This window comes from Rhizobium sp. BR 250 (genome assembly GCF_047445855.1).
GTDB classification, from domain to species: domain Bacteria; phylum Pseudomonadota; class Alphaproteobacteria; order Rhizobiales; family Rhizobiaceae; genus Agrobacterium; species Agrobacterium tumefaciens_I.
Map to the genome: position 1 here is coordinate 106,596 of NZ_JARWKW010000001.1, position 26,615 is coordinate 133,210.

Sequence of the window (26,615 nt, forward strand, 5' to 3'; positions counted from 1 at the left end):
AAGCCCCGGCCGGCGAAGACAACAGGTGGATGCATGATCATAGACCAGCGCGCATTGGGTTTTGGAAGTGGCGAGAGGGCGGTGTTCGCTTCGGATCCATGGACCACGCGCGGGCGTCTTTTTCCCGAGGCCGGAAGCCTGACGCGCTCGGAATTCCAGCGTGATCGTGACCGCATCGTCCACACCACGGCCTTTCGCCGCCTGAAGCACAAGACGCAGGTGTTCATCAGCCCGGACGGAGACCACTATCGCACGCGGCTTACCCACACCATCGAGGTGGCGCAGATCGCCCGCGCGCTCGCCCGTGCCCTGAAGCTCGACGAGGATCTGGCCGAAGGCGTGGCGCTGGTGCATGATTTCGGCCACACGCCCTTCGGCCATACGGGCGAAGATGCGCTGGATGCCGTGTTGCTGCCCTATGGCGGCTTCGATCACAATGCGCAGTCGCTGCGCATCGTCACCAAGCTGGAGCGCCGTTATGCCGAATATGACGGCATCAACCTGACCTGGGAAACGCTGGAAGGTCTCGTCAAGCACAATGGCCCGCTGGTGAATGCCAGGGGCGAGGGCATCAAGGGGCCGGTTCCGCTGCCCATTCTCGAATATTGCGAGCTGCAGGATCTGGAAATCGGCAGCTATGCGAGCCTGGAGGCGCAGGTGGCGGCGATTGCCGACGACATCGCCTATAATACCCACGATATAGATGACGGTCTGCGCGCCGGTTATCTCACATTCGAGATGCTGGAGGAGGTGCCTTTCCTTGGCGGCCTGATGGCCGAGGTACGGGGCAAATATCCCGTGCTCGACAAGGAGCGTTTCGCCAACGAAATCATGCGCCGGCAGATCACCCATATGGTGGAAGATGTGATCGGCGTGGCGCAGCAAAACCTCGCCCGGCTGAAACCGAAGAGTGCGGCGGATATTCGTGCCGCCGATTTCACCGTCGCGACGTTTTCGCCGGAGATGGCCGAAACCGACCGGCAGATCAAGAAGCTGCTGTTCGGCCACATCTATCGGCATCCGGAAATCATGCGCATCCGCGCCGGCGCCACACAGATCGTCACCGATCTTTTCCACCGTTATATGGAAACGCCGGCGGAAATGCAGAGCCACTACTGGGTGGACAGCATTTCCGGCATGAGCGTGGCCGCCAAGGCCCGCCATGTGGGCGACTATCTGGCCGGCATGACCGACAGTTATGCACTGCGTGCCCACCAGCGCCTGTTTGACCACACCCCCGATTTGCGATAGGGCAGCGGGCGATCGCGAAGCCGACCCGGTTAAAAGGCCGGACTAAACAGAAGCCCTTCGCGCAGGTTGGAACGATGAACATTTTTGCCGATTTCGATACCAGGATCAAAAACGCGCTCGAGACCCTCGATCTCGTGAAAGAGAACCGCGAAAAGGTCGATTTCAGTCGAATTACCGTCGAATCCCCGCGCGATCTGAGCCATGGTGATGTCGCAACCAACGCTGCCATGGTGCTGGCGAAGCCGCTCGGCACCAATCCGCGCGCGCTTGCCGAACTCATCGTGCCTGCCCTTCAGGCGGATGGCGATGTCGACAGCGTCAATGTTGCCGGTCCCGGCTTCATCAATCTCAAGGTCTCCGTCGGTTACTGGCAGCGTCTTCTGGCCGATATGATCAGCCAGGGTATCGATTTCGGCCGCTCCACCATTGGCACCGGCCAGAAGATCAACGTCGAATATGTCTCCGCCAACCCGACCGGCCCGATGCATGTCGGCCATTGCCGTGGTGCCGTGGTAGGCGACACGCTGGCGAACCTGCTCGCTTTTGCGGGTTACGGCGTTACCAAGGAATATTACATCAACGATGCCGGCTCGCAGATCGATGTGCTGGCCCGTTCGGTGTTCCTGCGTTACCGCGAGGCGCTGGGTGAGGATATCGGCACCATTCCGTCCGGCCTTTATCCCGGTGACTATCTCGTTCCCGTCGGCCAGGCGCTGGCGGATGAATATGGCATCAAGCTACGCGCCATGCCGGAAGAAAAATGGCTGCCGATCGTGAAAGACAAGGCGATCGACGCGATGATGGTGATGATCCGCGAGGATCTGGCGCTGCTTAACGTCCGGCACGACGTGTTCTTCTCGGAGCGCACGCTGCATGAGGGCAATGGCGGACCGATCCTCTCGGCCATCAACGATCTCACCTTTAAGGGCCATGTCTACAAGGGCACCCTGCCGCCGCCGAAGGGCGAATTGCCGGAAGATTGGGAAGACCGCGAGCAGACGCTGTTCCGTTCCACGGAAGTGGGCGACGACATGGACCGTGCGCTGATGAAATCGGACGGTTCTTACACCTATTTCGCCGCCGACGTTGCCTATTTCAAGAACAAGTTCGACCGTGGTTTCTCCGAGATGATCTATGTGCTCGGCGCCGACCATGGTGGTTATGTGAAGCGTCTGGAAGCCGTCGCGCGCGCCGTCTCGGAAGGCAAGTCGAAGCTGACCGTGCTGCTCTGCCAGCTCGTCAAGCTGTTCCGCGATGGCGAGCCGGTGAAGATGTCGAAGCGCTCCGGTGACTTCGTAACGCTGCGCGATGTTGTCGACGAAGTGGGTCGCGATCCCGTGCGATTCATGATGCTTTATCGGAAGAATTCCGAGCCGCTGGACTTCGATTTCGCGAAAGTGACCGAACAATCGAAGGATAATCCGGTTTTTTACGTGCAATATGCGCATGCCCGCTCGATGTCGATCTTCCGGCAGGCGCAGGAGGCGTTTCCGGGCCTTTCTCCGTCGGCTGAGGAAATGGCGGCGTCCGTTGCTTTGATCAGTGATATCAATGAGTTGCAGCTGGTTGCGAAGCTCGCCGAATATCCGCGCCTGATCGAATCCGCAGCCCTTTCGCACGAGCCGCACCGGCTTGCTTTTTACCTCTATGATCTCGCCAGTTCCTTCCATGGACACTGGAACAAGGGTAAAGACCAACCGGAATTACGTTTTATTAACGATAAAAACCGAGAATTGAGCATTGCCAGACTTGGGCTGGTGAATGCTGTCGCGAATGTTCTGAGGTCCGGCCTTACGCTTTTAGGAGCGGACGCACCTGCCGAAATGCGATAACATATCACCATTATTTGCTCACAATACGCTGGCAAGAGCTGCAATGCGTAGATGGTGGAACACGTAATGGTCGAAAAAAATGTCGCGTATAACCGGGACGCCCGGTCCGAAGGCTTCGCTGACAACGATCCTCTGGCAGAACTGGCGCGTATCGTCGGCTTCGAAGATCGTCCTTCGCATGCGGGTTCCGAGGCTCAGCCGCCGGTGACCCGCCGCGAACCCGAATTTAATCTCGAAGATGAGCTTCTGAGGGAATTCGAGGTTTACGACGCGCCGCACGCCGATCCCGTCGTTCTTGATCCGGCGAACGATGTTCGTGCGGGCATCCATCCCAGCGATTTCATGCAGCGCGTCGAATCGGTTTTCGCCCGCCGCGAGCCGGAGCTCGCGCCGGTGGCCGAGCCCGCGCCACAGCCCGAGGTGAGGCACGAGCCGCTCCCCGAGGTCGATCAGGCCTATATCCACAATTACGTTGAAACCTCTGCGCAGCAGGATATTCGCGCGGATTTCCGCGACGACGCCGGTGCTGTGGCGGAAGTCTTCGATGTGCATTCGCGCCAGCCGCGCGCGGCCGAGCCGGTTGTCTACCAGCAGGTGGCATGGGAAGAGCCGCAGGCCGCAGAGCCTGTCCAGCCTGAATGGCACGCCATGCCGGAGCTTCCGGCGGATGTTTCCAGCAATGTGTCTTCCGATGCTCACGCCTATGCGCCGGAGCCGCAGGCTTTCGATCTCGCCGATGAGGTGGAGATTGCCGTTGCGGAAGAGGCGCCTGCGCCGGTTTCCGTTCGTCCGCCTTCGCATGGCGGCCGTTCTTCGCTGGAATTTTCCAGCCTGAGGCTGCCGCTTGCCAATTTCGGTGCGCGCCGCGATGTTTCGGCTGTCGATCCGCGCCGGGTCGAGCCGCGATCCGAACAGCTGCCCGCCGCAGCCCGCATCGAGCCGCAGGCCGAACCCGCTCCCGCGCCGGCCGTCGTTCAGGCGGAAGAGACCATGCCGTCCTTTGCGCCTGCCGCCGCGACCTTCACGCCCGCAGCAGAGCCTCTGGCGCCGGTGGTTGCCGAGAAGCCGGCAGCGAAACAACTCTCGCCGATGGACGAGCTGATCTACGACGTTGCGAAATATTCCATTCCTGGTCGTGGCGAAGAGCCCGTTGTACAGGCCGTGCCCGCCGTTCAGGCTGCGCCCGCCTTCCAGGCCGCCGCTAAGGTAGAGCCGCCAGTGGTTGCTGCCGCAACGCCTGTGAAGGCCGCGCCGGTCGTTGCTGCGTCGTCGCCAGCGGAAGAGCCGGATTTTGCGGATTTTGCCGGCTTCAACGATGATGATTTCGAGCTTGCGCTCGATGATCTCGATCTTGATCTGGATCTGTCTGAAATCGCCGAAGCGGAAGTTGCGCCCGCACCCGCGCCACAGCCCGTGCGTCCGCAGCAGGCCGCGCCGGTTGCCGCTGTTGCGCCGCAGCCGGTGAGGGAGCAGCCCGCGCCGCAGCCGAGCCCGGTCCCCGTTGTCGCCGCCGCGCCCGTCGCTGCCGCTCCGGTTCAGCCGCGCCCTGTCGCCGCGCAGCCGGCCGTGCCGCAGACGCTGGAAAGCCTGCCATTTGATCCTTCGCAGATCGGCGAGACGGAAGAACACCCGGAAACCATCGTCGAGATGGATGTGCCGGAACTGCCGGTCGGGGTTTTCGAACCGAAGCCCGCCGCTCGCCGTCACGAGGAAGATCTCGATATCGATACCGAGCTTGCAACGCTGTTTGCGCCAGCAGTTGCCGGCGGTCTCGACCGTCACAAGCATGCGGAAAACCGCGGTGCCGTCCAGGCGCGTCCTGTGCAGGCTCCGGAAGAGGCGGACGAATTCGAGCGGGCGCTGGAAGAAGATTTCCGCCGCTCCATGCAGGAGGCTGCCGCTTCCCGTGGCAATGCGCCGCGTGATGCCGAAAATACCTATGTCGATCATCAGGCCGCCTATCGCGACGAGGATGAACGCGGCGGTCGCCGCTGGATCATGCCGGTTGCCGCAGCAATCGGTCTGGTGCTGATCGGCGGCGGCGTTTACGCGCTGGTTTCGGGCGGTTCGTCGAGCACCGGCTCGAATGGCGCGCCGGTCATCATTTCCGCCGATAATGATCCGATGAAGGTCGTGCCGGAAAATCCGGGCGGTCGCGTCGTGCCCAACCAGGACAAGGCGGTTTATGACCGCGTGGCCGGTGGCAGCGCCGCCGATCCGAAGCAACCGGCGCTGATCTCCAGCAGCGAGCAGCCGGTCGATGTGGTCCAGCGCACGCTGATCCCCGAACAATTGCCGCTGGAAGGCGAAAACGACGCGGATATGCAAGCTGCCGGCACGCCGGTTGGCGAGACCGAGGATCCGCGCCTGCTTTCGCCGGAAGAAAAGGCTGCCCAGAACGAAGGTGCTGGCGCAACTGGCGTTTCGCCGCGCAAGGTCCGCACCATGATCGTCAAGCCGGATGGCTCGCTGGTTGCCCAGGAAGTCGATGCGCCGGCTGCCCAGCCGCCAAAGGCCGACAAGGTGGCGGAGCTTGCCGCACCGCAGACCGCCAAGCCGGGTGAGGGCGCTCCCGCCGTCATCGCCGCTTCGCGGGTTCCGGTGACGCCGGAGCAGCCGCAGACCCATACGCCAGCTGCGACTGCGCCTGCTGCGACCACACCGGCCGCAACACCGCCGGCCGCACAGTCCGCAGCACCCGTTCCCGCGGCGCGTCCGTCCTCGCAGCCCGCCAATGTGGTGGCAACGGTGACCAACCAGGGCAATGTTCGCCCGACGGCAACCGCTCCCGCCCAGCCGCCGGCTGCACAGCAGCAGACGGCTGCCGCCACACCGGCTGCGACCAGCGCGCCGTCTGCCGGTGGGTATTACATCCAGATCGCCTCGCTGCCGAGCCAGGCCGAAGCGCAGAAGTCCTACCAGAACATGTCGACCAAGTTCGGCTCGGTCATCGGTGGACGCGGCGTCGATATCAAGGCTGCCGAAATCGCCGGCAAGGGCACGTTCTACCGCGTCCGCATCCCGGCGGGTGACAAGAACGCGGCCGTGGCGCTGTGCGAAAAGTTCCGCGCAGCCGGTGGCAGCTGCCTGGTGGCGCGCTAAGGAGACACGCCGGGGCTAGTGCCCCGGCGCTGATTGTCTAATGACGCTGACGGTGCACCTATCCTCCGTCATGCCGGACTTGATCCGGCATTCCAGTCACGGCGCGTCCGCGCCTTGATCGCGCTGGACCCCGGCTCGGAGGCCGGGGTGACGAACGTTAAACGTCACCGCCCTCGCATCGGCCGAGGAGCAGGCAAAATTCTTCCCATCTATTCCAAGACAGGCGTGACATCATGACCGATTGCAAAGCTATGATCCTCGGATGCAGCGGGCTTTCGCTGACCGCCGACGAGATCGCCCTTTACCGCAACGAGCAGCCATGGGGCTTCATCCTGTTCGGTCGCAATATCGGCGAGCCGCAGCAGATCACCGACCTCGTCGCTTCCATGCGCGATGCCGTCGGGCGGCCGGATGCGCCGGTTCTGATCGATCAGGAGGGCGGACGGGTCCAGCGCATCAAGCCGCCGATCCTGCAGGCCTATCCGAATGCCCGCATTCTCGGTGAAATCTATGAGCGCGACCGGGGTGCCGGCCTGCGCGCCGCCTGGCTGATGTCGCGCCTGCACGCTTTCGACCTCATGAAATTCGGCATCAATGTCGACTGCTTGCCGGTGCTCGACGTGCCGGTGGAGGGTGCGAGCAACGTCATCGGCAACCGGGCTTACGGTTACACGCCGACCATGGTGGCCGAGATGGGGCAGGCGGCAGCCGACGGGCTGAAGGCGGGCGGCATGCTGCCTGTCATGAAACATATGCCGGGCCATGGTCGCGGCATGGTGGATTCGCACCATGAATTGCCTGTTGTCGATGTGCCGCTCGATGAGCTGGATGCGCACGATTTCGTGCCGTTCCGGGCGCTGAACCGCGAATTGATGGCGATGAGCGCGCATCTGGTGTTCAACGCCATCGACCGCGAACGGCCGGCGACGACCTCGCCGAAGGTGATCGAGGAGATCATCCGCGGTCGCATCGGCTTTGACGGTCTTTTGATGTCCGATGATAGTTCCATGAATGCGCTGAAGGGCACGCTCGGTGAAAGAGCTGCGAATATTGTTGCGGGCGGCTGTGATATAGTCTTGCATTGCAACGGCGTGATGGGTGAAATGCTGGAGGTCGTGAAGGAGGTCCCCGTTCTTTCCGGCCGTTCGCTGGAACGGGTGCGGGCCGTGGAAGCGGGGTTCCCCGCCGCCGACCCGTCCGACGAGGCGGAACTGAGAGCCGAATTCAACGCCATGTGGGCCGTTTCCTGACAGTCGGGCGGCGGCCGCTCACTCGGGACGACAGGCCGGACGCCCGGCGGATGGAACAATGGCCGCAGACAAGTCTCGCAATTCAACACCGATGGACAAGCTCTGGCAGGATGTGACGCCGGAGCGGCTGACGGGCGAGGCCGGGCTGGTGATCGACGTTGCGGGTTTTGAAGGCCCGCTCGATCTTCTCCTGCACCTTGCCCGCACCCAGAAGGTCGATCTGTCGCGCATCTCGGTGCTGGCGCTCGCCGAACAATATCTGCAATTCGTGGAAAGCGCGCGGCGCGTGCGCATCGAGCTTGCCGCCGATTATCTGGTCATGGCGGCCTGGCTCGCCTTCCTCAAGTCCAAGCTGCTCATTCCGCAGCAATCCAAGGATGACGGCCCCTCGGGTGAGGAAATGGCCGCGACGCTCGCCTTCCGGCTGAAGCGCCTGGAGGCGATGCGCGAGGCGGCCGAACGGCTCGTCAACCGCGCCCAGTTGGGCCGTGATGTCTTCGCCCGTGGCGCGCCGGAGCATATTCCGCATTTCAACCGCTCGGCTTACGAGGCCAATCTCTACGATCTCCTGAGCGCCTATGCCAATCTGCGTCAACGGCAGGCCATCACCCAGGTCACGATTGAAAAACGGCAGGTCTGGTCGCTGGTGGAAGCGCGCGAGCTTTTGACCCATCTGCTTGGCGATGTCGGTGAGTGGACGGTGCTCGATCAATATCTGCTGCAATATGTGCCGGATCCCGCCATGCGGGTGACGGCGATCGCCAGTGCCTTTGCCGCTTCGCTGGAGCTGGTGCGCGAGGGATCGCTGCAAATCCGGCAGGAGGGGGCTTTCCAGCCGATCTATATGCGCCGGGGCACAAGGGATGAGCGCGGAGCCAATGCCGGGGGGACCGATAATGACGAATGACGATGAGACCGGCGAGGCGATGATTGTGACAGATGGGGTGGGAATCGAACCCACGGTATTTTCCGAACGCCAGCTGAAGGAGGCCGAGCGCATCACCGAGGCTCTGGTCTTCGCCTCGGCCGAGCCCGTATCCGTGGCTTTCATCGCAGAACGTCTGCCGCGTGGCATGGATGTCGTCGCCATTCTGCAGCGTCTGAAGGTTCTTTATGCGGAGCGAGGTGTCAATCTCGTGCAGGTGGGCGGGCAATGGGCCTTCCGCACCGCTGGTGATCTTTCCTTTGTCATCCGCGCCGAAGAAAAGGAGCCGAAGAAGCTGTCGCGCGCGGCGCTGGAAGTTCTGGCGATTATCGCATATCATCAACCGGTGACACGCGCTGAAATCGAGGAGATTCGCGGTGTGCAGACCTCACGCGGCACGCTGGACGTGCTGATGGAGGCGGGCTGGGTCCGGTTCCGGGGCCGCAGGCGCACGCCCGGCAGGCCGGTGACGATCGGCACCACGGTGGAGTTTCTCGACCATTTCGGCCTCGAGGAATTGCGCGATCTGCCGGGCCTTGAGGAGCTGAAGGGGGCAGGGCTGCTTTCGGGCCGCATCCCCTCCAATTTCGGCGTGCCCCTGCCGATGATGAGCGACGAGTTGCGTGAAGACGAAGACCCGATCACGCAGCTTGATCTGGAAGAACTGGGCCTGCTTGCGCCCGGCGGCGGCGATGGCGACGATTGATATAGCCGGCATCGGGCGACACCACGAAAACTTTATGCGCACTCGCTGTTGAAGCGACGATTTGTCGTTTGAAAAAGCCTTTCAAACGTCTTACATCGTCTGAAAGCGAAATTCAGGAGTTTCAGTTATGGGTTCTTTTAGTGTGTGGCATTGGCTCATCGTGCTGGTGATCGTTCTCGTCCTCTTCGGACGCGGCAAGATCCCGGAATTGATGGGCGATGTCGCAAAGGGCATCAAGAGCTTCAAGAAGGGCATGGCTGACGAAGACCAGACGCCGCCGCCGGCCGATGCCAACACGAAGACCGTCGACCACAAGGCTGACGAGATCAAGTAAGCGGCCTGTTGCCGCCTGGTGTGAGACTGGCGCTAGAGCGCCGTGCGTCCTTTTGGGCGCGCAAGGGACGCTCTATCACTTGTATGTTGCGCATCGTTCCTGTCGAAGATCGATTCCGATTTTCGGGCCGATGCGTTAGGGTCTCGGGAGCATATTGATGTTAGATATCGGCTGGAGCGAGCTTCTGGTGATTGCGGTCGTCCTGATCGTGGTCGTCGGGCCCAAGGACTTGCCGCCCATGATCCGCGCCTTCGGCAAGACGATGGCCGGCCTTCGCAAGATGGCGGGGGATTTCCGCACCCAGTTCGATGAGGCCCTTAAAGAGGCCGACATGGACGATGTGCGCCAGACCATTTCCGATGTCCGCAATCTCAACCCGACAAACTCGCTGCGCGATGCGATGAACCCGCTTCGCCAGCTCGGCAACGAGATCAAGTCCGATCTGCAGAAGGCGACGACCCCGCCGGACGGGCTTTCGTCCACACCGGCACCGGCGACCAGCGAGCCGGTCGCGCCGCTGGTCAGCGTACCCGAGCCGGAAATGAAGCTGCCGGATGCGCCGCCCGCTGTTGTCGCCGCATCCACCGCGCCGGTTGCCGCCGCCGTGGCGGCGGAAGAAAAACCGAAGCGCGCACGGGCGAAATCGATTGCCACCGTCGAGTCCGAAGCGGTTGTCGCCAAGCCGAAACGCGCCACCCGCAGCAAGGCCGACGCGACGCCCGAAACCGTCGTTTCCGCGAAGACCAGCGAACCCGCCGCCTCAAAGCCCGCCGTGAAGGCTGCCGCCAAAAAGGCGACCGTCAGGAAGGCCGCAGCAGAAAAGGCCGTGGCGGCGGCTGATGCAAAGCCGGTAAAAGCGGCGAAAACCAAGGCTGCAAAGCCCAAAAAGGATGAAGCATGAGCGGGGATATCGAGGACAAGCCGCAGCCGCTTATCGAACACCTGATGGAGCTGCGCACACGGCTGATCTGGGCGCTCGGTGCGTTTTTTGTCGCCTTCATCGCCTGTTTCGCCGTAGCCAAGCACCTCTTCAACCTGCTCGTCATCCCCTATAAATGGGCGGTGATCTGGGCCGGTCTGGATGTGGCGAAGTCGTCGCTGATCTATACCGCGCCGCAGGAATTCTTCTTCACGCAGATCAAGGTCGCGATGTTCGGCGCCATGGTGATCTCCTTTCCGGTGGTCGCCTCGCAGCTTTATAAATTCGTGGCGCCGGGCCTCTACAAGAACGAACGCGCCGCCTTCCTGCCATTCCTGATCGCTTCGCCGATCCTCTTCCTCATCGGCGCGGCTCTCGTCTATTTCTTCTTCACGCCCATGGTCATGTGGTTCTTCCTCGCCATGCAGCAATTGCCCGAGGATGGCGAGGTGGCGATTTCGCTGATGCCGAAGGTGTCGGAATATCTGAGCCTCATCATGACGCTGGTGCTGTCCTTCGGCCTGGTGTTCCAGCTGCCTGTCGTCACCACGCTTTTGGCGCGCGTCGGGCTTTTGACCAGCGACTGGCTCAGGGAAAAGCGCAAGTTCGCCATCGTCATGGCCTTCGTGGTCGCGGCCGTGCTGACGCCGCCGGACCCCATGTCCCAGATCGGTCTTGCGCTGCCTGCGATCATTCTCTACGAGATTTCCATCTACATGGCTCGACTCGTGGAGAGGAAGCGCGCTGCGGAATCCGCAAGCACGGAGCTGGAGGAGACCTGATTTTCCTGAAGGTCTCACCGCTCGAAAAATCTCCTCGCGCCGGGTTCATGCCCGGCGTTTTGCTGTAAAACACGGGTGATGCAACAACGGTCTGGAACGACGATGCACGACATTAAATGGATACGCGAAAACCCCGAAGCCTTTGATGCGGCGCTTGCGCGCCGTGGCGCGGAGCCTGCTGCCAGCGGCCTGATCGCGCTCGATGAAAAGCGCCGTTCCGTCATCCAGTCCCTGCAGGACATGCAGTCCCGTCGCAATGCCGCCTCCAAGGAAATCGGCGCCGCCATGGCGCAGAAGAACATGGAGCTTGCGGAAAAGCTGAAGGCGGAAGTCGCCGACCTCAAGGACAACATGCCGCGCGCCGAGGAGGAGGACCGTCAGGTCACCGCCGAGCTGAACGATACCCTGTCGCGCCTGCCCAACATACCCTTTGACGATGTGCCTGATGGCAAGGACGAGCACGACAATGTGGTGGCCCGCGTCGTCGGCCAGAAGCCCGGCTGGAACCATGAGGCCAAAGAACACTTCGAAATCGGCGAAGCGCTCGGTTATATGGACTTCGAGCGTGCCGCCAAGCTTTCGGGTGCGCGTTTCACCGTTCTGACCAGCCAGCTCGCCCGTCTTGAGCGTGCGCTTGGCCAGTTCATGATCGACCTGCACACCTCCGAACACGGTTATACCGAAGTCTCCTCGCCGCTGATGGTGCGCGACGAGGCGATGTTCGGCACCGGGCAATTACCGAAATTCTCCGAAGACCTGTTCAAGACCACCGATGGCCGCTGGCTGATTCCGACGGCGGAAGTGACGCTGACCAACCTCGTGTCCGGCGAAATTCTCGATCAGGAAAAACTGCCGCTACGCTTCACCGCGCTGACGCCGTCCTTCCGTTCGGAAGCGGGTTCGGCCGGCCGCGACACGCGCGGCATGCTGCGTCAGCACCAGTTCTGGAAGTGCGAACTCGTCTCCATCACCGATGCGGAAAGTGCTGTCGCCGAACATGAGCGCATGACGGCCTGCGCCGAGGAAGTGCTGAAGCGTCTTGGCCTGCATTTCCGCACCATGACGCTCTGCACCGGCGATATGGGCTTCAGCGCCCGCAAGACCTACGATCTGGAAGTGTGGCTGCCCGGCCAGAACACCTATCGCGAAATTTCCTCCTGCTCGGTCTGCGGCGATTTCCAGGCGCGGCGCATGAATGCGCGTTATCGCGGCAAGGACGACAAGGCGACGAAGTTCGTTCACACGCTGAACGGCTCTGGCACGGCTGTCGGCCGCTGCCTGATCGCGGTTCTCGAAAATTATCTGAACGACGACGGTTCCGTCACAATTCCGGACGTGCTGCTGCCCTATATGGGCGGTCTGAAGCGGATCGAGAAGGCGGCCTGACGCTTGCCAATACCGTCATTCCGGCCTTGAGCCGGAATCCAGTCAGCCCAAGTCCTTGGGCTGAAAAGACTTTTCCCGTCGCGCGGACGCGCGTCGACTGGATGCCGGATCAAGTCCGGCATGACGGTGGAGCGGATGCTCCGTTCGCAGATGAAATGAATAGCGGGAGATGAGACATGCGGATTTTGCTGACCAATGACGACGGTATCCATGCCGAAGGTCTGGCGGTGCTGGAGCGTATCGCCCGCACGCTGTCCGACGATGTCTGGATCGTGGCGCCGGAGACCGACCAGAGCGGTCTCGCGCACTCCCTGACGCTCTCCGAGCCGCTGCGTCTGCGCAAGGTCTCCGACAAGCATTTCGCGCTGCGCGGCACGCCGACCGATTGCGTCATCATGGGCATTCGCGAAGTCCTGCCGGAAAAGCCGGACCTCGTGCTCTCCGGTGTGAATGCCGGTGCGAACATGGCTGATGACGTGACCTATTCCGGCACCATTGCCGGCGCCATCGAAGGTACGCTGCAGGGCGTGCGTTCCTTCGCGCTTAGCCAGGCCTTCAGCCATGCCGAAGGCCGCGTGGTGCCGTGGGAAGTGGCCGAGACCTATGCGCCGGATCTGCTGCGCAAGCTGATGCATGTGGATCTGCCCGATGGCACCTTCCTCAACCTCAATTTCCCCAATTGCGCGCCCAAGGATGTGCAGGGCGTGTCTGTCACCGGACAGGGCAAGCTCGATTTCGGTCTGACAGTGGAAGAACGCCAGGATGGCCGCGGTTTCCCCTATTATTGGCTGCGCTTCGGCGAGCGTCTCGGCACCTTCCGCGAAGGCACCGATATCCACGCCCTGAAGCATGGCAAAATCTCGGTCACGCCGCTTAAGCTTGACCTGACGGACTACTCGGTCAAGGATCGGGTTGCGCAAGCGCTTGGATTCGGAGTCGCCGATTGAAATCCGCCATGGTCGAAAAGGAAGGTTTTGCCGCTCTCGTTCTCCGCTTGCGGGGCGAGGGGATTTCCGATCTCGACCTTCTGACGGCGGTTGAGCAGACGCCGCGTTCCAAATTCGTGCCGCCGCAATTTGCCGCCGATGCCTATTCCAGCCGCACGATCCCGATCGACTGTGGTTCCTTCATGGAAGGGGCGGACATGGCGGTGAAAATCCTTTCACGCCTGCAGCTGAAACCCGGTCAGCGCGTGCTGGAAATCGGTACCGGCAGCGGTTTCATGACGGCGATCATCGCGCGCCGGGTGGAGCGCGTCTTTTCGCTGGAGCGTTACAAGACGCTGGTGCAGCAGGCGCAGAACTGTCTCGACGATCTTTCCATCCGCAACGTCGTCATCCGCCAGGCGGATGGCAGCAACGGTCTGGTGGGCGAGGGCACCTTCGACCGAATCGTCTCGACTGCGGCCTTCACCACCATGCCCCGCTTCTTCGCAGAGCAGATCGTTTCCGGCGGCATGATGATCGCGCCGATCATCGTCGAGGATGATCGCTGCGTGATGACACGCTTTTCCAAGACCGGCAGCCGCTTCGAGAAGGAAGAGCTGTTCGAGGCCCCCTACCTGCCGCTCAGCACCCATATTGCCCGGCATTTGTGACGAAATGAAAATTTTGAAGGCAATTCATTTTTGTCTTCTAATGTTCTGAATTGTCGCAACTATCTGATTTTCAATATCATTATTGTCCCGGCATGACGCATCTGGTTTTCGTCATGGTTATCGAAGTGTCAAAAAAGCACTTAGCGGCTTAACGTTTTAACGGCGTGGTAACACTAACGCGCTTTAATCATAAACATCGACGCATGGTTTTCCCCACCTCGGGAAATGGGCCTTGCAAGAAATGAAAGTTGTGCCGGATCGATCTCGATGCGGCGGGTTGGCGTCAGTGTAGATCGAGTCATGCGTATGAGACATTCGTCTAAAATCGGAAAATCAGTCGCAAAAATGTTCGCAGCGGCATTGCTGGCAAGCGTCGCAACGGGCTGTAGCTCGGATGCAACGCGGTTCAGCGGCCTCTTTTCCAGTGGACCGGATCGGATGACTACGGCGTCAATTCCAGCCCGTCAGGGCGGCGGTGCTTACGGGCAGGTCCCGGTTCCGCAGGGCGACATGAATGGCGGTTATAACGGCGGTTACGCCGCTGCCGCGCCGCAGGGCGGATATGCCAACCAGAACATGGCGGGCAATTCCTATCCGCAGGCCGGTGGTTATGGTGGCGTTCAGCCCTCCACGGCGCGGGCTTCGGCCTCGCCGGTGCAGCGCTCCGACCTGTCGGCGCCGACGGCGGTGGCAAGCCGCGATCCGTCGACCCGCAACGAAGCCATGGCGCAGCCTTTCCCGTCCGCTCAGCCCAAGGCTGCCCCGTCTCTCGCCGCACCTGCGCAGCAGGCCGCCGCTCCCGTCGACAATCTGACGACGGCGACGGTTCGTTCCGACAAGAACGGCTGGCACACGGATGGCGCATCTTCGGTGACGCTGCGTCCCGGCGAAAGCATCGCGACACTCTCCAACCGTTACGGCGTTCCGGAAAAAGAACTGATGCGCGTCAACGGCCTGAAGACCGCGGCCTCCGCGCAGTCCGGCCAGTCGATCATCATCCCGAAGTTCGGCCAGGTTCGCAACGCTGCCAAGGATGCCGCCGGCAATATCGCGCTCAACCGCAATGGTGACCAGCCGACGCCGCTGCGCGGCCCCGAAGGGAACGTGGCCGTGCTGCCGTCGCAGGCCGCCGCCCGTGACAAGGTTTCCTCCGAGACCGGTAAGCTGACGCCTCCGGGCGGCAAGCCGCTGCCGCCGAGCGGTGGTTACAAGGTTCAGCCGGGCGACAGCCTGGCGAAGATCGCCCGCGAAAACGGTGTCTCCGTCGCTGCGCTCAAGGCCGCCAACGGCATTTCCAACGAAAGCATCCGTGTCGGCCAGACGCTTGCCATGCCGGGCGCTTCGACGGACGCCATCAAGACGGCGTCGGTTCCTGCCAAGGAAGCGGCTGCCGCCAAGCCGGTCGAAACCGCATCCATCAAGCCTGAGCCCTATAAGGCACCCGCTGCTGCTCCTGCCGCGACTGCACCCGCCACACCGGCGACCGCAAGTGTCAGCGACATCGAGAAGAAGGCGGACATGGCCTCCGTCGCGCCGGAATCCACCGGCATCGGCAAATATCGCTGGCCGGTTCGCGGCGCCGTCATCAACAATTTCGGTGACAATGTCGAAGGCAGCCGCAACGATGGCATCAACATCTCCGTTCCGGAAGGCACGCCGATCAAGGCCGCCGAAAACGGCGTGGTCATCTATGCCGGCAATGGTCTGAAGCAGCTCGGCAACACGGTTCTCGTCCGTCACGATGACGGCAAGGTCACCGTTTACGGCAATGCCGCCAATCTCGACGTACAGCGCGGCCAGAAGGTCCAGCGTGGCCAGACCATCGCCACCTCCGGCATGACCGGCAGCGCCAAGCGTCCGCAGGTTCACTTCGAAGTTCGCAAGGATGCGACGCCGGTGAACCCATCAGGTTTCCTTGAATAGGTATTGCGTCTCAAGGAATGATGAAGCCGGGTGATGAGCCCGGCTTTTTCATTTTTGGCGGGGAGCGGCCTGCCGTCAAGTACCCCAAATGGCGAAGCCCCAACGCTCAGAATATGATCGTCTGCCCCTCGGTGCGGGCTTGGGCCTTCGAATAGCTGACGAGATGCTCGGTGTGGCCATCGCGGTTGACCAGCCGGATTTCGCCGCCCTTGTTCGAGAGCTGAATGGAGCCTTTCGGTAGAAGCACCGTGGTCGCCATGCCTCCGGCAAGCGTGACGCTGCCGATTGCGAAGCGGTTTTTCATCTTGTCGACCAGGAACCAGCCTTCAAGCGAGACGGTGGCAGCACCGCTGTTGATAAGGGTGACGGTCTCCTGACCGGGGTCCTCACCGACAGGATTGACCAGCGCGGCCAGAATTCGCATCGATCCACCGGTGATCGGCTCGATCTGTACCGGCTGCCCGACGAGCGGCACGTCGCGTGGTTCGCTTCCGGCCGGGCCGAGAAAGACCGGATAGAAGGTGCGGATATGCTGGTCATCCGCGCTGCGGAACAGCTTCAGATCGTACCGTGCGCCATTGATCACCGCTTCCTTCGGCGCGCGGGCACCGAGATGGGCGCGAACCGTGCCGATCGCCATCAGACCTTCGACGCTGCATCCGACGAAAAAACCACCTTTCGGCTTGGTCAGCGGTCGCACCGCGCCACGCTCATAATCCGGGGCGTCCCAGCGATAGGAGATGGTCACCGATTCCGGAAAACGCTCCTGGCCATTGTCATACATGCCGCGCAGATAGACGATGCGATCGTCCTTGAAGCCCGGAAAGCGGTTTCGGTCGATCGTGCCCGCAAGACCGTCATCGAGATGGTACTTGTACCAGAAATGGTAACCCTGAACCTTCGGTCCTTCCTGCTCGCCGACGAAGATATGCTCGAACCCGGTGAGGGCGGGATCGCCGCCCTGGGCGAATGACCGGAACCATTGTTCGAGAAGAACCGCGTACCAGCGATCCCGCGAGACGGCCGTGCCCGTCGCTTCGCTGACATAAGCACGGGCAACTTGCATCGGTGGCGTATCGACGACGGCCTCGAGGAGGTCGTGAACCTCCTGACGTTCCTCAGGGGTTTCGAGTTCGGGATCCTGCTCGTCCAGGGCATAATTGTCGAAGAGCCGCGTCACCCGCTCGTAGGTCAGCATTTTCCGCGCCGGGATCACGACGCTTTGCAGCAGCTTGATATCCCGGCCCCCGGCTGACGACGATACGACGGACACATAGCCACGATCGGCATCGCCCTGCGCCCCATCCAGAATGGGCTGCACGCCGTTCCCCGCCTGATCGGCGTCCCAAATCTGCTGATAGATATCCATTCAAGTCCCCTGTTCGATGATGTCAATCCGGGTCGTCTTGTCAGCCGCGTGCAAAGTAGCGCATGAGCGCGCCCTTTTTGCCGTCGGCATATGGGTCGAGCCATGTGTCGTCCGTGGCCAGGAAACCCGACCATCCTTTCCGACCCTGGCGCTTGAGTTCCGCCTCGATCGCCCTGAAACGATAGTGATCGTAGACGTCGAGAATATGTACCGCGTAGGCTGCGGCGAGGGCCTTGTCGCCGCGCACGATCACCATATTCTCGTCGTTCGAATAGGACGCCTTGAAACCGAGATTGTGGCTGCCGAAAATGACTGCGCAGTCGTCCGACAGCGGATCGATGACGACCACCTTGTCGTGGATGATCGCGCCGATGCCCCCTTTGGCCGTGAGTTCCTCGCCGCCGAAATCGGCCAGAAGATCCCGGTCGTCCAGACGCGATGCCCGCACGATGGAAACATTAGCTTCCGAGAAGACGTGTGGAGATACCGCTTCCTCGTCATCATCCGGATCGTCCGGGTCGTTCTTGCGGCCTGGAACATAGTTCGGCATCGCCTGGGCGCTCGATACGGCGCCGGTAACGATGAGCTGCTGGTCTCTCCGGCCGATTTCGATAGCCTCGCCCACGATGCAGTCCTTGCCGCGCTGGCCGGGGTAGAAGGCCAAAAACAGGATCGCCTGTTCGGCCCTGCGCATCAGGCGGTATACTTCCTGCAGATCGGGCGGGATTGCCGCGCCCTTGCGGCGCGCCTTCATATTGGGCGAGAACCAGACATCCAGCCTTGCGCCGTTGGCGAGCGTGAAGCGTGCCGGCGTTTCATTCGATGACCGGAACGCCGCGGCCTGCTGGTTGTCGGGCATGCCGTCATCGAATTCCTCGGGAAGCGGAAGAGCATCCGCCAGCATCCGGCGCCAGTAATCGGCAAAACCCTTGGCGACGTGCCTGTCCTCGATCAGGATGGCGTTGTTCGTTTGTCCCGCAACGCCGGTTGGCGTCCAGTTGGTGCTGCCGGTAAAAACCGACTGTGGCGTCTCGTCTTCCCCGAGATGAACCACGAATTTATTGTGGCCGATATGGGTTGAGTTGTTGAACATACGATGCTGGATATCGACGCCGGCGTCGATCAGCGCCTGGCGCGCATGGGCATTGCGGACATCCCACGCACCTTCCACCAGACCGGTATTTGCCAGAATCACGCGGATGCGGTCCTTGTGCTTCAAAAGCAGTTCGACGAGTTCGCGGTCATCGAGTTCGTAGAGTGCCAGGAGGAAGGAACCCGGCCGCTCGAACAACTCGCGCAACATCGGAAGAACATCCCCGGCAAGATATTTCCGGATGCCGTTCTTGGGATCGGAAATCATCTCCATCAACTCGTTCGGCTTTTTGATGCCGTCTTCCCAGATGACATTGCGCAGCCACTGCGCCGCCAGAATGCCGTTGGTGAAGGTGGACTGGAACGGACCAAGCCGGCGCGTGACATGGATGGCATTGGTGGCGACCGCCGGACCGAGATAAGCGAGCGGCCGGGGTGTTCCTTCGTAAGCCTTTGTTTTCGTCTTCACCGGCCGGTTCTGCGCGTCGAGAACCGGTTTGCCATCGGCATCGCGCTTGACCACTTCGACCTCGGCGGGTGCGGGATCCTGAACGGGTTCCAACCCCGGCCGAAGGTCGCCGAGCGGCCGGATTTCGTAGCGGACGAAAACCTCGGAGGGGCGCAGCTTCGCCTTGTTGCGGCGTTTGCGAAGCGTGAGATCGCGCCACGACAATTTCTGGACCGGCCAGACGGAGGTGGTTTGTGGCAGCCAATGGGGGTTGCGCTGGCCCTTGAACGCTACCCAGGCGGCGCAGGTGACCCGATCTTCCTTGCCATCCTCCCGAAGGGAAACGCTGCCATCGGCCGCAAGGTAGACACGGACGACCTCGAAGCCAAGGCAACCCTCTATCTTGCCGTCGATATCCCAGGCGAGATAAGCGACTTCGTTATTGGCATAAGCATGCGCAGAAACGATCTTCCCCATGGTCATCCCCCCCAAATTCAGGGGAGTATGCTACTCTAACGTGTCACGGGGAAGACACTCGCGCACGATTTTTGTTCTTTTTCCTGAATTTGGTCCGACCATCGCAATTGCCGGGAAACAGCCCGGAATCGGGTCGATCTAAGGCCTCACCAGTCCCACCGTCTTCTCGATGAAATCGGCAATGGCCCCGGTATCGTCGAGATCGAAAACGGGCAGCTCCGTGTCGGACACGGCATGATCGGCGGCAATCGCGATGATATGCGGATCGAGCGGCGCGAGCGGTTCGGTTTTCGCCGCTTCGAGCCTGCGCGCCTCGATCTTCGGCACGGGCTCGTATTTATAACCTTCGATCAGCACGAGATCACAGGGGGCGAGGCGGGAAAGAATATCCTCGAAGGAGGGTTCCGGTTCGCCGCGCAACTCATGCATGATGGCGAAACGGGTGCCGGAGACGATGGTAACCTCATGGGCGCCCGCCTGACGGTGACGCCAGCTATCGGCGCCGACCTTGTCGATATCGAAATCATGATGGGCGTGCTTGATGGTGGAGACGCGGTAACCGCGCGCCGTCAGTTCGGTGACGATGCGCACCGCAAGCCCGGTCTTGCCCGAATTTTTCCAGCCGGCGATGCCGAAGACCTTCTGTGTCGTCATGGTCCCATACTCTCCAGATAGCTTCGCGCGAGCGCCAGTTCATCCGGCGTGTTGATGTTGAAGAATGGATCGAGGCTGCCCTTTGCCGTTTCCAGCGGCGGAAAGGCCACGCCAATGGTGACGTGCCGGGCAAGATAGGCGCGGATGCGGCGGTTCGCATCGTTCTTCAGCCATTCCTCCAGATCGTCGGCAAGCGCCACCGGCCACAGCGCGAAGACCGGGTGAAGCTGGCCGCTGGAGGCGGCGATGACGATAACATCCTCCGACAGGTGCTCGCCAAGCCTTGCCACGAGATCGTCCGGGAAAAACGGGCTGTCGGCCGGCACGGTCAGGAAATGACTGCCCGTGGCCTCGCGATTGCGGAAGTGCCGCATGCCGGCGAGAACGCCCGCGAGCGGCCCGGCATGGCCGTTCACCGTATCGGGCAGAAGCGGCAGGCCGAAACCTTCGGCCCAGCTGCCCTTGTCGGTGATGGCGGCATTGATGGTGACATCGCAGACCTGCGGCGTGATGCGGCGGATGACATGGGAGATGAGCGGCGCATCGTGGAGCGCCACCATCGCTTTGTTGCTGCCCATGCGCCGGGAAAGCCCGCCGGCGAGCACAAGACCGGGTATGTTACGGGGAGGGGCGATCATTGCCGCTGTTCCTGCAGCCTTACGACATAGGTGGTGAGAAGGGCGACAAGGCCGGTCGCCAGCATTACCAGAAGAAGCGGCCAGGTTCCGTCCTCTTTGGACAGGACGGAGGAGGCGAGCACCGAAAGCGCCGCGCCGCCGCCGATGGTCATGGCACCGCCGAGACCGGAGGCGGAGCCGGCCAGATGCGGCTGGACACTGACCATGCCGGCATTGGCGCTCGGCAGCGTCACGCCGTTTCCAACGCCGATCAGCGCAAGCGGCACGAAAAACGCATAGGCGCTTTCCGCCCCGACCAGGATCAGCGCGATGGCGGTGACGATGCCGGTGATGGCGATGACATTGCCCGACAGCATCATGCGGGTGATGCCGATCTGGCTGGCATAACGGCCGGAGACGAAATTGCCGAGCATGTAACCGCTGGCCATGAAGAAGAACTGCAGGCCGAGCATGGCGGGTGTCAGCCCGTAAAGCACGCTGCCGACGAAGGGCGCGCCGCCGAGGAAGGAAAAGAACATGCCCGACGAGAAGGTCGAGGTCAGCGCATAACCCCAGAACAGCGGCGAGCGCAGAAGCTCCGGCCAGGCATGGAACTGCTGCGAAAAGCTCGCAGACTTGCTGTGATTGGTTTCGCCGAGATCGAACCAGGCGAGCACCAGAATGCCGGCGCCGAGAAGCGCAAGCAGCGCAAAGCTGGACTGCCAGCCGGAGAAGTCGTTCAGCAGGCCGCCGACCGTGGGGCCGACCATCGGCACGACGGACATTCCCATGGTCACATAGCCGATCATCGAGGCCGCCTGTTCCATCGGCACCATGTCACGCACGATGGCGCGGGCGAGCACGAAGCCGGACACGACGGCCGCCTGCGCCACGCGCCCGATCATGAAGACGGTGATATCGGACGCCAGCATGCAGATGAGCGTGGCGGCGATCATGATCGCGATGCTGGCGAGCATCACCGGACGGCGGCCGAACAGATCAGAGAGCGGGCCGATCACCAATTGCAGCAAGGCCGTGGCAGCAAGATAACCGGAGACGGCAAATTGCATCACGGCGTAGTCGATCTCGAAATAGAGTGCCATGGCCGAAAGCGAGGGCAGGAACAGGTTCATGCACAGCGCCGCGACGCCGGCGATGACGACAAGCGTGATGATATGGGGCGGGGTGGTGCGGTCGAGGAAACGGCTGCTTCTCATGTCATTCTCCCGCCTCTTCCGTTACGGAAGTTTTCGTAACGGAAGCCGGTCGCACCGTGGTTGCGGCCGTGGGTGTCGCGGCCGCGCGCTTGGCCATCTGCGAGCGCTTGCGCAGGCTTTCGCGATAGAAGGTATAAAGGCCGGAACCGATGACGATCATGGCGCCGACGATGGTGTAGCTGTCGATCTTTTCATTGAAGAAGAACACACCGATCATGAAACCCCAGAGCAGGCCAGTATAGCGGAACGGTGCGACGAAGGAGATTTCGCCCGTGCGCATCGACAGGATGATGGCCTGGTAACCGACCAGCACCAGAATGGCCGAACCGGCAAGATGCGATACGATCGTGAAATTCATCGGCTGCCAGCCGCCGAAAGGCACGATCAAAAGCCCGCCCACCGCCATGTTGACGAAGGCGGTGATGACGGTGATGGCGAGCGAGGGCACATCGGCATACATTTTCCGGGTCAGCAGATCACGCGCGGCAGTGGCCGCGAGCGACGCGACGACCAGCAGCGCCCCCGGCGTGAAGCCTTCCGGGCCGGGCCTGATGATGATGAGCACACCGATGAAACCGACGATGATCGCCACCCAGCGCCGCCAGCCGACCGGCTCGCGCAGGAAAAGTGCCGCCCCCAGCGTCACCACCAGCGGCAGGGACTGGAGAATGGCCGATGCGTTGGAAAATTCGATGAGGCCGAGCGCCGTCAGATAGAGAACGGCGGCTGTCACCTCGCAGAGACAGCGCAGGATGATGATGGGCCGCAACAGGGTCTTCAGCGGCCGGAGCGCCCCGAAATGCCGGGCAGCGACATAGATCAGCACCACGGTCATGATGCCGCGCACAAACATGATCTGGCCGGTATTGATGTAGGGGGTGACGGACTTCGTCAGCGCGTCGTTGGCCGTGAAGCTTGCCATTGCGAGCGCCATGAAAAGTGCGCCGCGCGTATTGTCCGTCAATGCCATTCCCAAATATCCCAGACCATGCGCGGTAGCCGCCGCCCTTGCCGGGCGGTGTGGGCCGCCTCTCGGGCACGACCACGCATTCCTCCATGCATAGAGACGTGGCACGGTAGAGCTGGCAATTCAACCGTTTATATGGGTGGGTGGACGAGAAAGAAGTTCAGCCGCCGCTTAGCCGCCGGTCACGCTCATATGACGGGCGACAGCCGGGCGCTTGTGGGTCCGGTCGATGATGAAATCATGCCCCTTCGGCTTGCGCAGCAGCGCTTCGTCGATGGCGGCGGAAAGATAGGCGTCACTGTCGGAAGCGCGCAGCGCCGTGCGCAGATCGGCGGCATCGTCCTGGCCGAGACACATATAAAGCGTGCCGGTACAGGTGAGGCGGACGCGGTTGCAGCTTTCGCAGAAATTATGCGTCATCGGCGTGATGAAGCCCAGCCTGCCGCCGGTTTCCTTCACCGTCACGTAACGGGCGGGGCCGCCGGTCTGGTAATCGCTGTCGATGAGCGTGAAGTTCTTTTCGAGATCGGCCCGCAGCTTTGAGAGCGGCAGGTAACGGTCGGTGCGGTCTTCCTCGATCTCGCCCATCGGCATGGTTTCGATGACGGTCAGGTCCATGCCGCGGCCATGGGCAAAGCGCATCAGCTCCGGCATTTCGGCATCGTTGAAGTCCTTCAGCGCCACCGCATTGAGCTTGACCTTGATGCCGGCCGCCTGTGCCGCATCGAGCCCTTCCATGACCCGGTCGATATCGCCCCAGCGGGTGATCTGGTGGAATTTCTGCGCATCGAGCGTATCGAGAGAGACATTGATGCGGCGCACGCCGCAATCGGCAAGTTCGGCTGCGAATTTTGAAAGCTGCGAGCCGTTGGTGGTCAGCGTCAGTTCGTCGAGCGTGCCGCTTTGTACATGCCGGCCGAGGTTCCTCACCAGCGACATGATGTTCTTGCGCACCAGCGGCTCACCGCCGGTCAGCCGCAATTTGCGCACGCCGCGCGTTATGAAGACGGAACAGAGCCGGTCGAGTTCTTCGAGCGTCAGCAGATCCTTCTTCGGCAGGAAGGTCATGTGCTCGGACATGCAATAGGTGCAGCGGAAATCGCAGCGGTCGGTCACGGAGACACGCAGATAGGTGATGGCGCGGCCGAAGGGGTCCACCATCGGGGCGTTGTTTTCCGCCAGGGTTTTCGCCTTTTCAAGCGAGCCGGAAAAACCGTTCACGTCTCCATCCTCATTGCGTCACGCGCCGGACACACGGGGCCGAATGTGTGGCCTACAGCTGATGTAGTGGCTTGCCTATCGTGAGGCAAGTCCGTAATTCTGACGCATATGACGAGCCTGCGGAAGTGAAAAATGAGTGATGCCTGGCCGACCGAGCTGCTTGTGTCGAAAGACCGGCGTGAATTGACCGTTTCCTTCGATGATGGAAGCATTTACCGGCTTGGCGCCGAGATGCTGCGCGTGCTTTCGCCCTCGGCGGAAGTGCAGGGCCACGGACCGGGACAAAAGGTCACGGTGCCGGGAAAACGCAATGTCGCCATCCGTTCCATGGTCGCGACCGGCAATTACGCGGTGCGCATCGTTTTTGACGATGGCCATGACAGCGGCATCTACACCTGGAAATATCTGAAGGAGCTGGGTGAAACCGGCGACGCGCTGTTTGCGGATTATGAGCGGCAGCTTGCGGAGAAGGGCTTGAGCAGGGAGCCGCGCTCCCGGTAGGCGATATGTCTTGCCTTTGCCGGTTGCCACATTTGCCTCCCTCATTCCCGTGGCGAGCACCGGGATGAGGAAGAGGGGCTGCCGCATCTGTAGCCATCATGTCCCGGCAGCAAATAACCCGTTGAATCCATGCATCGTCCTTCACGAAAATCGTTTTCGATTCTCACGCCGATGCGCTAGGAAGTGGGGGAGGGAACACCCTCGTCTAATCAATTTTCAGCGGGGTGGCGTGTGGCTGTAGAAGCGAACGGAAATGATCTGGCCCAGGTGGTCGTGCTTTTGGCGGCTGGCGTTGTGGCCGCGCCGATCTTCAAGCGCATCGGCCTTGGCTCGGTGCTGGGTTATCTGGCCGCCGGCCTTGTGATCGGGCCTTATGGTCTCGGTTTCTTCTCCGATTCACAGGCCATCCTGCACATAGCGGAACTGGGCGTGGTGATGTTCCTGTTCATCATCGGCCTTGAAATGCAGCCGTCGCGGCTGTGGTCGATGCGGCAGGATATTTTCGGGCTGGGCGCATTGCAGGTGCTGGTCTGCATGGGCGGCCTGACGCTGGTGGGTGTCAGCCTTGGCTTTCCCGTCATCATGTCCTTTGTTGCCGGCACCGGTTTCGTGCTGACCTCGACGGCGATCGTCATGCAGATGCTGCAGGAGCGCAACAGCATGTCGAGCCTGAAAGGCCAGCGTATCATCGCGATCCTGCTGTTCGAGGACCTCGCCATCGTGCCGCTCCTGGCGCTTGTCGCCTTTCTCGGTTCGGGTGGGGAGCATGTGACTGCCTCGGAGCGCTGGCTTTCGATCGGCATCGCGCTTGCCGCCGTCGGTGCGCTCATCCTCGCCGGGCGTTATCTGTTGAACCCGTTCTTCCGCCTGCTGGCGGCCTCCGGCGCGCGCGAGGTAATGACAGCCGCGGCGCTGCTGGTGGTGCTGGGGTCGGCGCTTTTGATGCAGGTCAGCGGTCTTTCCATGGCCATGGGGGCGTTTCTGGCCGGCGTGCTTTTGTCGGAATCCTCCTTCCGCCATCAGCTCGAGGCGGATATCGAGCCGTTTCGCGGCATTCTGCTCGGCCTGTTCTTCCTCGGCGTCGGCATGGCGATCGACCTTGCCGTCATCGCCTCCAACTGGCAGCTCGTGGTCGTCAGCGTCGCCGGCTACATGCTGCTGAAAGCTTTCCTGATCTATGGCGTGGCGCGGGCGCTCGGCACCACGCGGCGTGAAAGCCTGGAGCGGGCGGTGCTGATGGCGCAGGGCGGCGAATTCGCCTTCGTGCTTTATTCCGCCGCCGTCAGCGCCGGCATTCTCGACCGGGAGGCCAACGCCATCCTGACGGCGACCATCATCATCTCCATGGTGCTGACGCCGCTGATGGTCATCCTGCATGATCGGCTGGTGCCGGCGGCGGTTCCCAATACCGACGATCTCGATGTGCCTGAGAATGTCGAAGGCAGCATTCTCTTGATCGGCTTCGGGCGTTTCGGCCAGATCGTCAGCCAGCCGCTTCTGGCGCGCGGCTATACGCTGTCGCTGATCGACAAGGACGCGGAGTTCGTGCGCGATGCGGCGGAATTCGGTTTCAAGGTCTATTATGGCGATGGCTCGCGGGCGGAAATCCTGCACGCAGCGGGCGCCAGCACGGCGCGGGCCGTGCTCATCTGCGTCGACGACAAGGAAGCGGCCGTGCGGATCGCGGAGATCGTCAAGCACGAATTCCCGCTGGTTCCCGTCCTTGCCCGTGCCTTTGACCGTGGTCACGCGATCGATCTTCTGAAGGCGGGCGTCGATTACCAGATTCGCGAGACGCTGGAATCGGCCTTGAATTTCAGCGAGGAAGTGCTGGGCGCCATGGGCGAGGAGCGGGAAGACGCTGCCCGCCTGGTGGAGGAATTCCGCGACCGCGACGAGGAGCGTTTTGCCATGGAAGTCGTCGGCGGCATTTATGCCGGCCGTTCGCTGATCCGCGGCAATGCCCAGCCGGCCGATCTCGTTGCCGCACGCACGGCGCGCGAGCGGGCGGAACGGGAAAGGGCGGAAGCGGCGGAAGAGTAGGG

Annotated in this window: 22 protein-coding genes; 15 read left to right on the top strand and 7 right to left on the bottom strand. The window is 61.8% G+C overall.

Annotation, left to right across the window (positions count from 1 at the left end):
* Positions 1-33: 33 nt before the first annotated feature.
* The 13 genes from QD336_RS00585 (at position 34) to QD336_RS00645 (ending at position 16,007) form a co-directional block, all read left to right on the top strand.
* Entirely contained in the window at positions 34-1,251 is a 1,218-nt protein-coding gene (locus tag QD336_RS00585; protein WP_499168831.1) for a deoxyguanosinetriphosphate triphosphohydrolase, read from the top strand.
* A 74-nt stretch (positions 1,252-1,325) separates the two neighbouring features.
* Positions 1,326-3,083 carry an arginine--tRNA ligase gene (gene argS, locus QD336_RS00590; protein WP_499168833.1) on the top strand — a complete coding sequence of 586 codons (1,758 nt, stop codon included), beginning with the start codon at positions 1,326-1,328 and terminating at the stop codon, positions 3,081-3,083.
* 66 nt (positions 3,084-3,149) lie between these two features.
* Positions 3,150-6,185: an SPOR domain-containing protein gene (locus tag QD336_RS00595; RefSeq protein ID WP_499168835.1), complete on the top strand. Its 3,036-nt coding sequence runs from the start codon at positions 3,150-3,152 to the stop codon at positions 6,183-6,185.
* A gap of 233 nt (positions 6,186-6,418) precedes the next feature.
* Positions 6,419-7,435: a beta-N-acetylhexosaminidase gene (nagZ, locus tag QD336_RS00600; protein WP_499168836.1), complete on the top strand. Its 1,017-nt coding sequence runs from the start codon at positions 6,419-6,421 to the stop codon at positions 7,433-7,435.
* A gap of 58 nt (positions 7,436-7,493) precedes the next feature.
* Positions 7,494-8,342, top strand: coding sequence for a segregation and condensation protein A (locus QD336_RS00605; RefSeq protein ID WP_499168837.1), 849 nt, complete (start codon positions 7,494-7,496; stop codon positions 8,340-8,342).
* Positions 8,332-9,066, top strand: a complete 735-nt coding sequence (gene scpB / locus QD336_RS00610) for an SMC-Scp complex subunit ScpB (protein ID WP_269341178.1) — start codon at positions 8,332-8,334, stop codon at positions 9,064-9,066. Before QD336_RS00605 ends, scpB begins: the two co-directional genes overlap by 11 nt.
* Positions 9,067-9,193: 127 nt before the next feature.
* On the top strand, positions 9,194-9,400 hold the full coding sequence (locus QD336_RS00615; protein ID WP_003509722.1) for a twin-arginine translocase TatA/TatE family subunit: 207 nt from the start codon (positions 9,194-9,196) through the stop codon (positions 9,398-9,400).
* A gap of 157 nt (positions 9,401-9,557) precedes the next feature.
* Positions 9,558-10,301 (top strand): Sec-independent protein translocase protein TatB, encoded by a 744-nt coding sequence (tatB, locus tag QD336_RS00620; RefSeq protein ID WP_499168838.1) that lies wholly within the window; start codon positions 9,558-9,560, stop codon positions 10,299-10,301.
* Entirely contained in the window at positions 10,298-11,101 is an 804-nt protein-coding gene (tatC, locus tag QD336_RS00625) for a twin-arginine translocase subunit TatC (RefSeq protein ID WP_269341181.1), read from the top strand. Before tatB ends, tatC begins: the two co-directional genes overlap by 4 nt.
* 102 nt (positions 11,102-11,203) lie before the next feature.
* Positions 11,204-12,487, top strand: a complete 1,284-nt coding sequence (gene serS, locus QD336_RS00630; RefSeq protein ID WP_499168840.1) for a serine--tRNA ligase — start codon at positions 11,204-11,206, stop codon at positions 12,485-12,487.
* A 176-nt stretch (positions 12,488-12,663) separates the two neighbouring features.
* On the top strand, positions 12,664-13,434 hold the full coding sequence (gene surE, locus QD336_RS00635; RefSeq protein ID WP_269341183.1) for a 5'/3'-nucleotidase SurE: 771 nt from the start codon (positions 12,664-12,666) through the stop codon (positions 13,432-13,434).
* Entirely contained in the window at positions 13,431-14,084 is a 654-nt protein-coding gene (locus QD336_RS00640; protein ID WP_269341185.1) for a protein-L-isoaspartate(D-aspartate) O-methyltransferase, read from the top strand. Before surE ends, QD336_RS00640 begins: the two co-directional genes overlap by 4 nt.
* A gap of 345 nt (positions 14,085-14,429) precedes the next feature.
* Entirely contained in the window at positions 14,430-16,007 is a 1,578-nt protein-coding gene (locus QD336_RS00645; protein WP_499168842.1) for a peptidoglycan DD-metalloendopeptidase family protein, read from the top strand.
* A 106-nt stretch (positions 16,008-16,113) separates the two neighbouring features.
* On the opposite strand, the gene QD336_RS00650 is transcribed toward QD336_RS00645, so the two are convergent.
* From QD336_RS00650 to moaA, 7 genes are all read right to left on the bottom strand, one after another.
* A complete protein-coding gene (locus tag QD336_RS00650) occupies positions 16,114-17,376 on the bottom strand; it encodes a hypothetical protein (RefSeq protein WP_499168843.1) in 1,263 nt (420 codons plus the stop codon).
* A gap of 40 nt (positions 17,377-17,416) precedes the next feature.
* Positions 17,417-19,393, bottom strand: a complete 1,977-nt coding sequence (locus tag QD336_RS00655) for a phospholipase D-like domain-containing protein (protein WP_499168844.1) — start codon at positions 19,391-19,393, stop codon at positions 17,417-17,419.
* Between the two features lie 138 nt (positions 19,394-19,531).
* Positions 19,532-20,047 (bottom strand): molybdopterin-guanine dinucleotide biosynthesis protein B, encoded by a 516-nt coding sequence (mobB, locus tag QD336_RS00660; protein WP_269341192.1) that lies wholly within the window; start codon positions 20,045-20,047, stop codon positions 19,532-19,534.
* On the bottom strand, positions 20,044-20,685 hold the full coding sequence (mobA, locus tag QD336_RS00665; protein ID WP_499168845.1) for a molybdenum cofactor guanylyltransferase MobA: 642 nt from the start codon (positions 20,683-20,685) through the stop codon (positions 20,044-20,046). The genes mobB and mobA overlap by 4 nt, the downstream gene beginning before the upstream one ends.
* The gene (locus tag QD336_RS00670; protein ID WP_269341195.1) at positions 20,682-21,881 is read right to left on the bottom strand and encodes a multidrug effflux MFS transporter; all 1,200 of its coding nucleotides are present in this window, start codon (positions 21,879-21,881) and stop codon (positions 20,682-20,684) included. Before QD336_RS00670 ends, mobA begins: the two co-directional genes overlap by 4 nt.
* 1 nt (position 21,882) lies before the next feature.
* Complete coding sequence (locus QD336_RS00675) at positions 21,883-22,851, bottom strand: DMT family transporter (RefSeq protein WP_499168846.1); 969 nt, start codon at positions 22,849-22,851, stop codon at positions 21,883-21,885.
* 168 nt (positions 22,852-23,019) lie between these two features.
* Positions 23,020-24,069: a GTP 3',8-cyclase MoaA gene (gene moaA / locus QD336_RS00680; protein WP_499168848.1), complete on the bottom strand. Its 1,050-nt coding sequence runs from the start codon at positions 24,067-24,069 to the stop codon at positions 23,020-23,022.
* 132 nt (positions 24,070-24,201) lie between these two features.
* On the opposite strand from moaA, the gene QD336_RS00685 reads away from it, so the two are divergent.
* Together QD336_RS00685 and QD336_RS00690 are read left to right on the top strand one after the other, a co-directional pair.
* Positions 24,202-24,570 carry a gamma-butyrobetaine hydroxylase family protein gene (locus QD336_RS00685; RefSeq protein ID WP_269341198.1) on the top strand — a complete coding sequence of 123 codons (369 nt, stop codon included), beginning with the start codon at positions 24,202-24,204 and terminating at the stop codon, positions 24,568-24,570.
* A gap of 231 nt (positions 24,571-24,801) precedes the next feature.
* Positions 24,802-26,613, top strand: a complete 1,812-nt coding sequence (locus QD336_RS00690; RefSeq protein ID WP_499168850.1) for a monovalent cation:proton antiporter-2 (CPA2) family protein — start codon at positions 24,802-24,804, stop codon at positions 26,611-26,613.
* The last annotated feature ends 2 nt before the right edge of the window (positions 26,614-26,615 follow it).

Excerpts from the sequence above, each read along its gene's own strand:
- QD336_RS00585 (WP_499168831.1), top strand. The coding sequence starts at position 34 with ATGATCATAGACCAGCGCGCATTGGGTTTTGGAAGTGGCGAGAGGGCG.
- argS (WP_499168833.1), top strand. The coding sequence starts at position 1,326 with ATGAACATTTTTGCCGATTTCGATACCAGGATCAAAAACGCGCTCGAG.
- QD336_RS00595 (WP_499168835.1), top strand. The coding sequence starts at position 3,150 with ATGGTCGAAAAAAATGTCGCGTATAACCGGGACGCCCGGTCCGAAGGC.
- nagZ (WP_499168836.1), top strand. The coding sequence starts at position 6,419 with ATGACCGATTGCAAAGCTATGATCCTCGGATGCAGCGGGCTTTCGCTG.
- QD336_RS00605 (WP_499168837.1), top strand. The coding sequence starts at position 7,494 with ATGGCCGCAGACAAGTCTCGCAATTCAACACCGATGGACAAGCTCTGG.
- scpB (WP_269341178.1), top strand. The coding sequence starts at position 8,332 with ATGACGAATGACGATGAGACCGGCGAGGCGATGATTGTGACAGATGGG.
- QD336_RS00615 (WP_003509722.1), top strand. The coding sequence starts at position 9,194 with ATGGGTTCTTTTAGTGTGTGGCATTGGCTCATCGTGCTGGTGATCGTT.
- tatB (WP_499168838.1), top strand. The coding sequence starts at position 9,558 with ATGTTAGATATCGGCTGGAGCGAGCTTCTGGTGATTGCGGTCGTCCTG.
- tatC (WP_269341181.1), top strand. The coding sequence starts at position 10,298 with ATGAGCGGGGATATCGAGGACAAGCCGCAGCCGCTTATCGAACACCTG.
- serS (WP_499168840.1), top strand. The coding sequence starts at position 11,204 with ATGCACGACATTAAATGGATACGCGAAAACCCCGAAGCCTTTGATGCG.
- surE (WP_269341183.1), top strand. The coding sequence starts at position 12,664 with ATGCGGATTTTGCTGACCAATGACGACGGTATCCATGCCGAAGGTCTG.
- QD336_RS00645 (WP_499168842.1), top strand. The coding sequence starts at position 14,430 with ATGTTCGCAGCGGCATTGCTGGCAAGCGTCGCAACGGGCTGTAGCTCG.
- QD336_RS00650 (WP_499168843.1), bottom strand. The coding sequence starts at position 17,376 with ATGGATATCTATCAGCAGATTTGGGACGCCGATCAGGCGGGGAACGGC.
- QD336_RS00655 (WP_499168844.1), bottom strand. The coding sequence starts at position 19,393 with ATGGGGAAGATCGTTTCTGCGCATGCTTATGCCAATAACGAAGTCGCT.
- mobB (WP_269341192.1), bottom strand. The coding sequence starts at position 20,047 with ATGACGACACAGAAGGTCTTCGGCATCGCCGGCTGGAAAAATTCGGGC.
- mobA (WP_499168845.1), bottom strand. The coding sequence starts at position 20,685 with ATGATCGCCCCTCCCCGTAACATACCCGGTCTTGTGCTCGCCGGCGGG.
- QD336_RS00670 (WP_269341195.1), bottom strand. The coding sequence starts at position 21,881 with ATGAGAAGCAGCCGTTTCCTCGACCGCACCACCCCGCCCCATATCATC.
- QD336_RS00675 (WP_499168846.1), bottom strand. The coding sequence starts at position 22,851 with ATGGCATTGACGGACAATACGCGCGGCGCACTTTTCATGGCGCTCGCA.
- QD336_RS00685 (WP_269341198.1), top strand. The coding sequence starts at position 24,202 with ATGAGTGATGCCTGGCCGACCGAGCTGCTTGTGTCGAAAGACCGGCGT.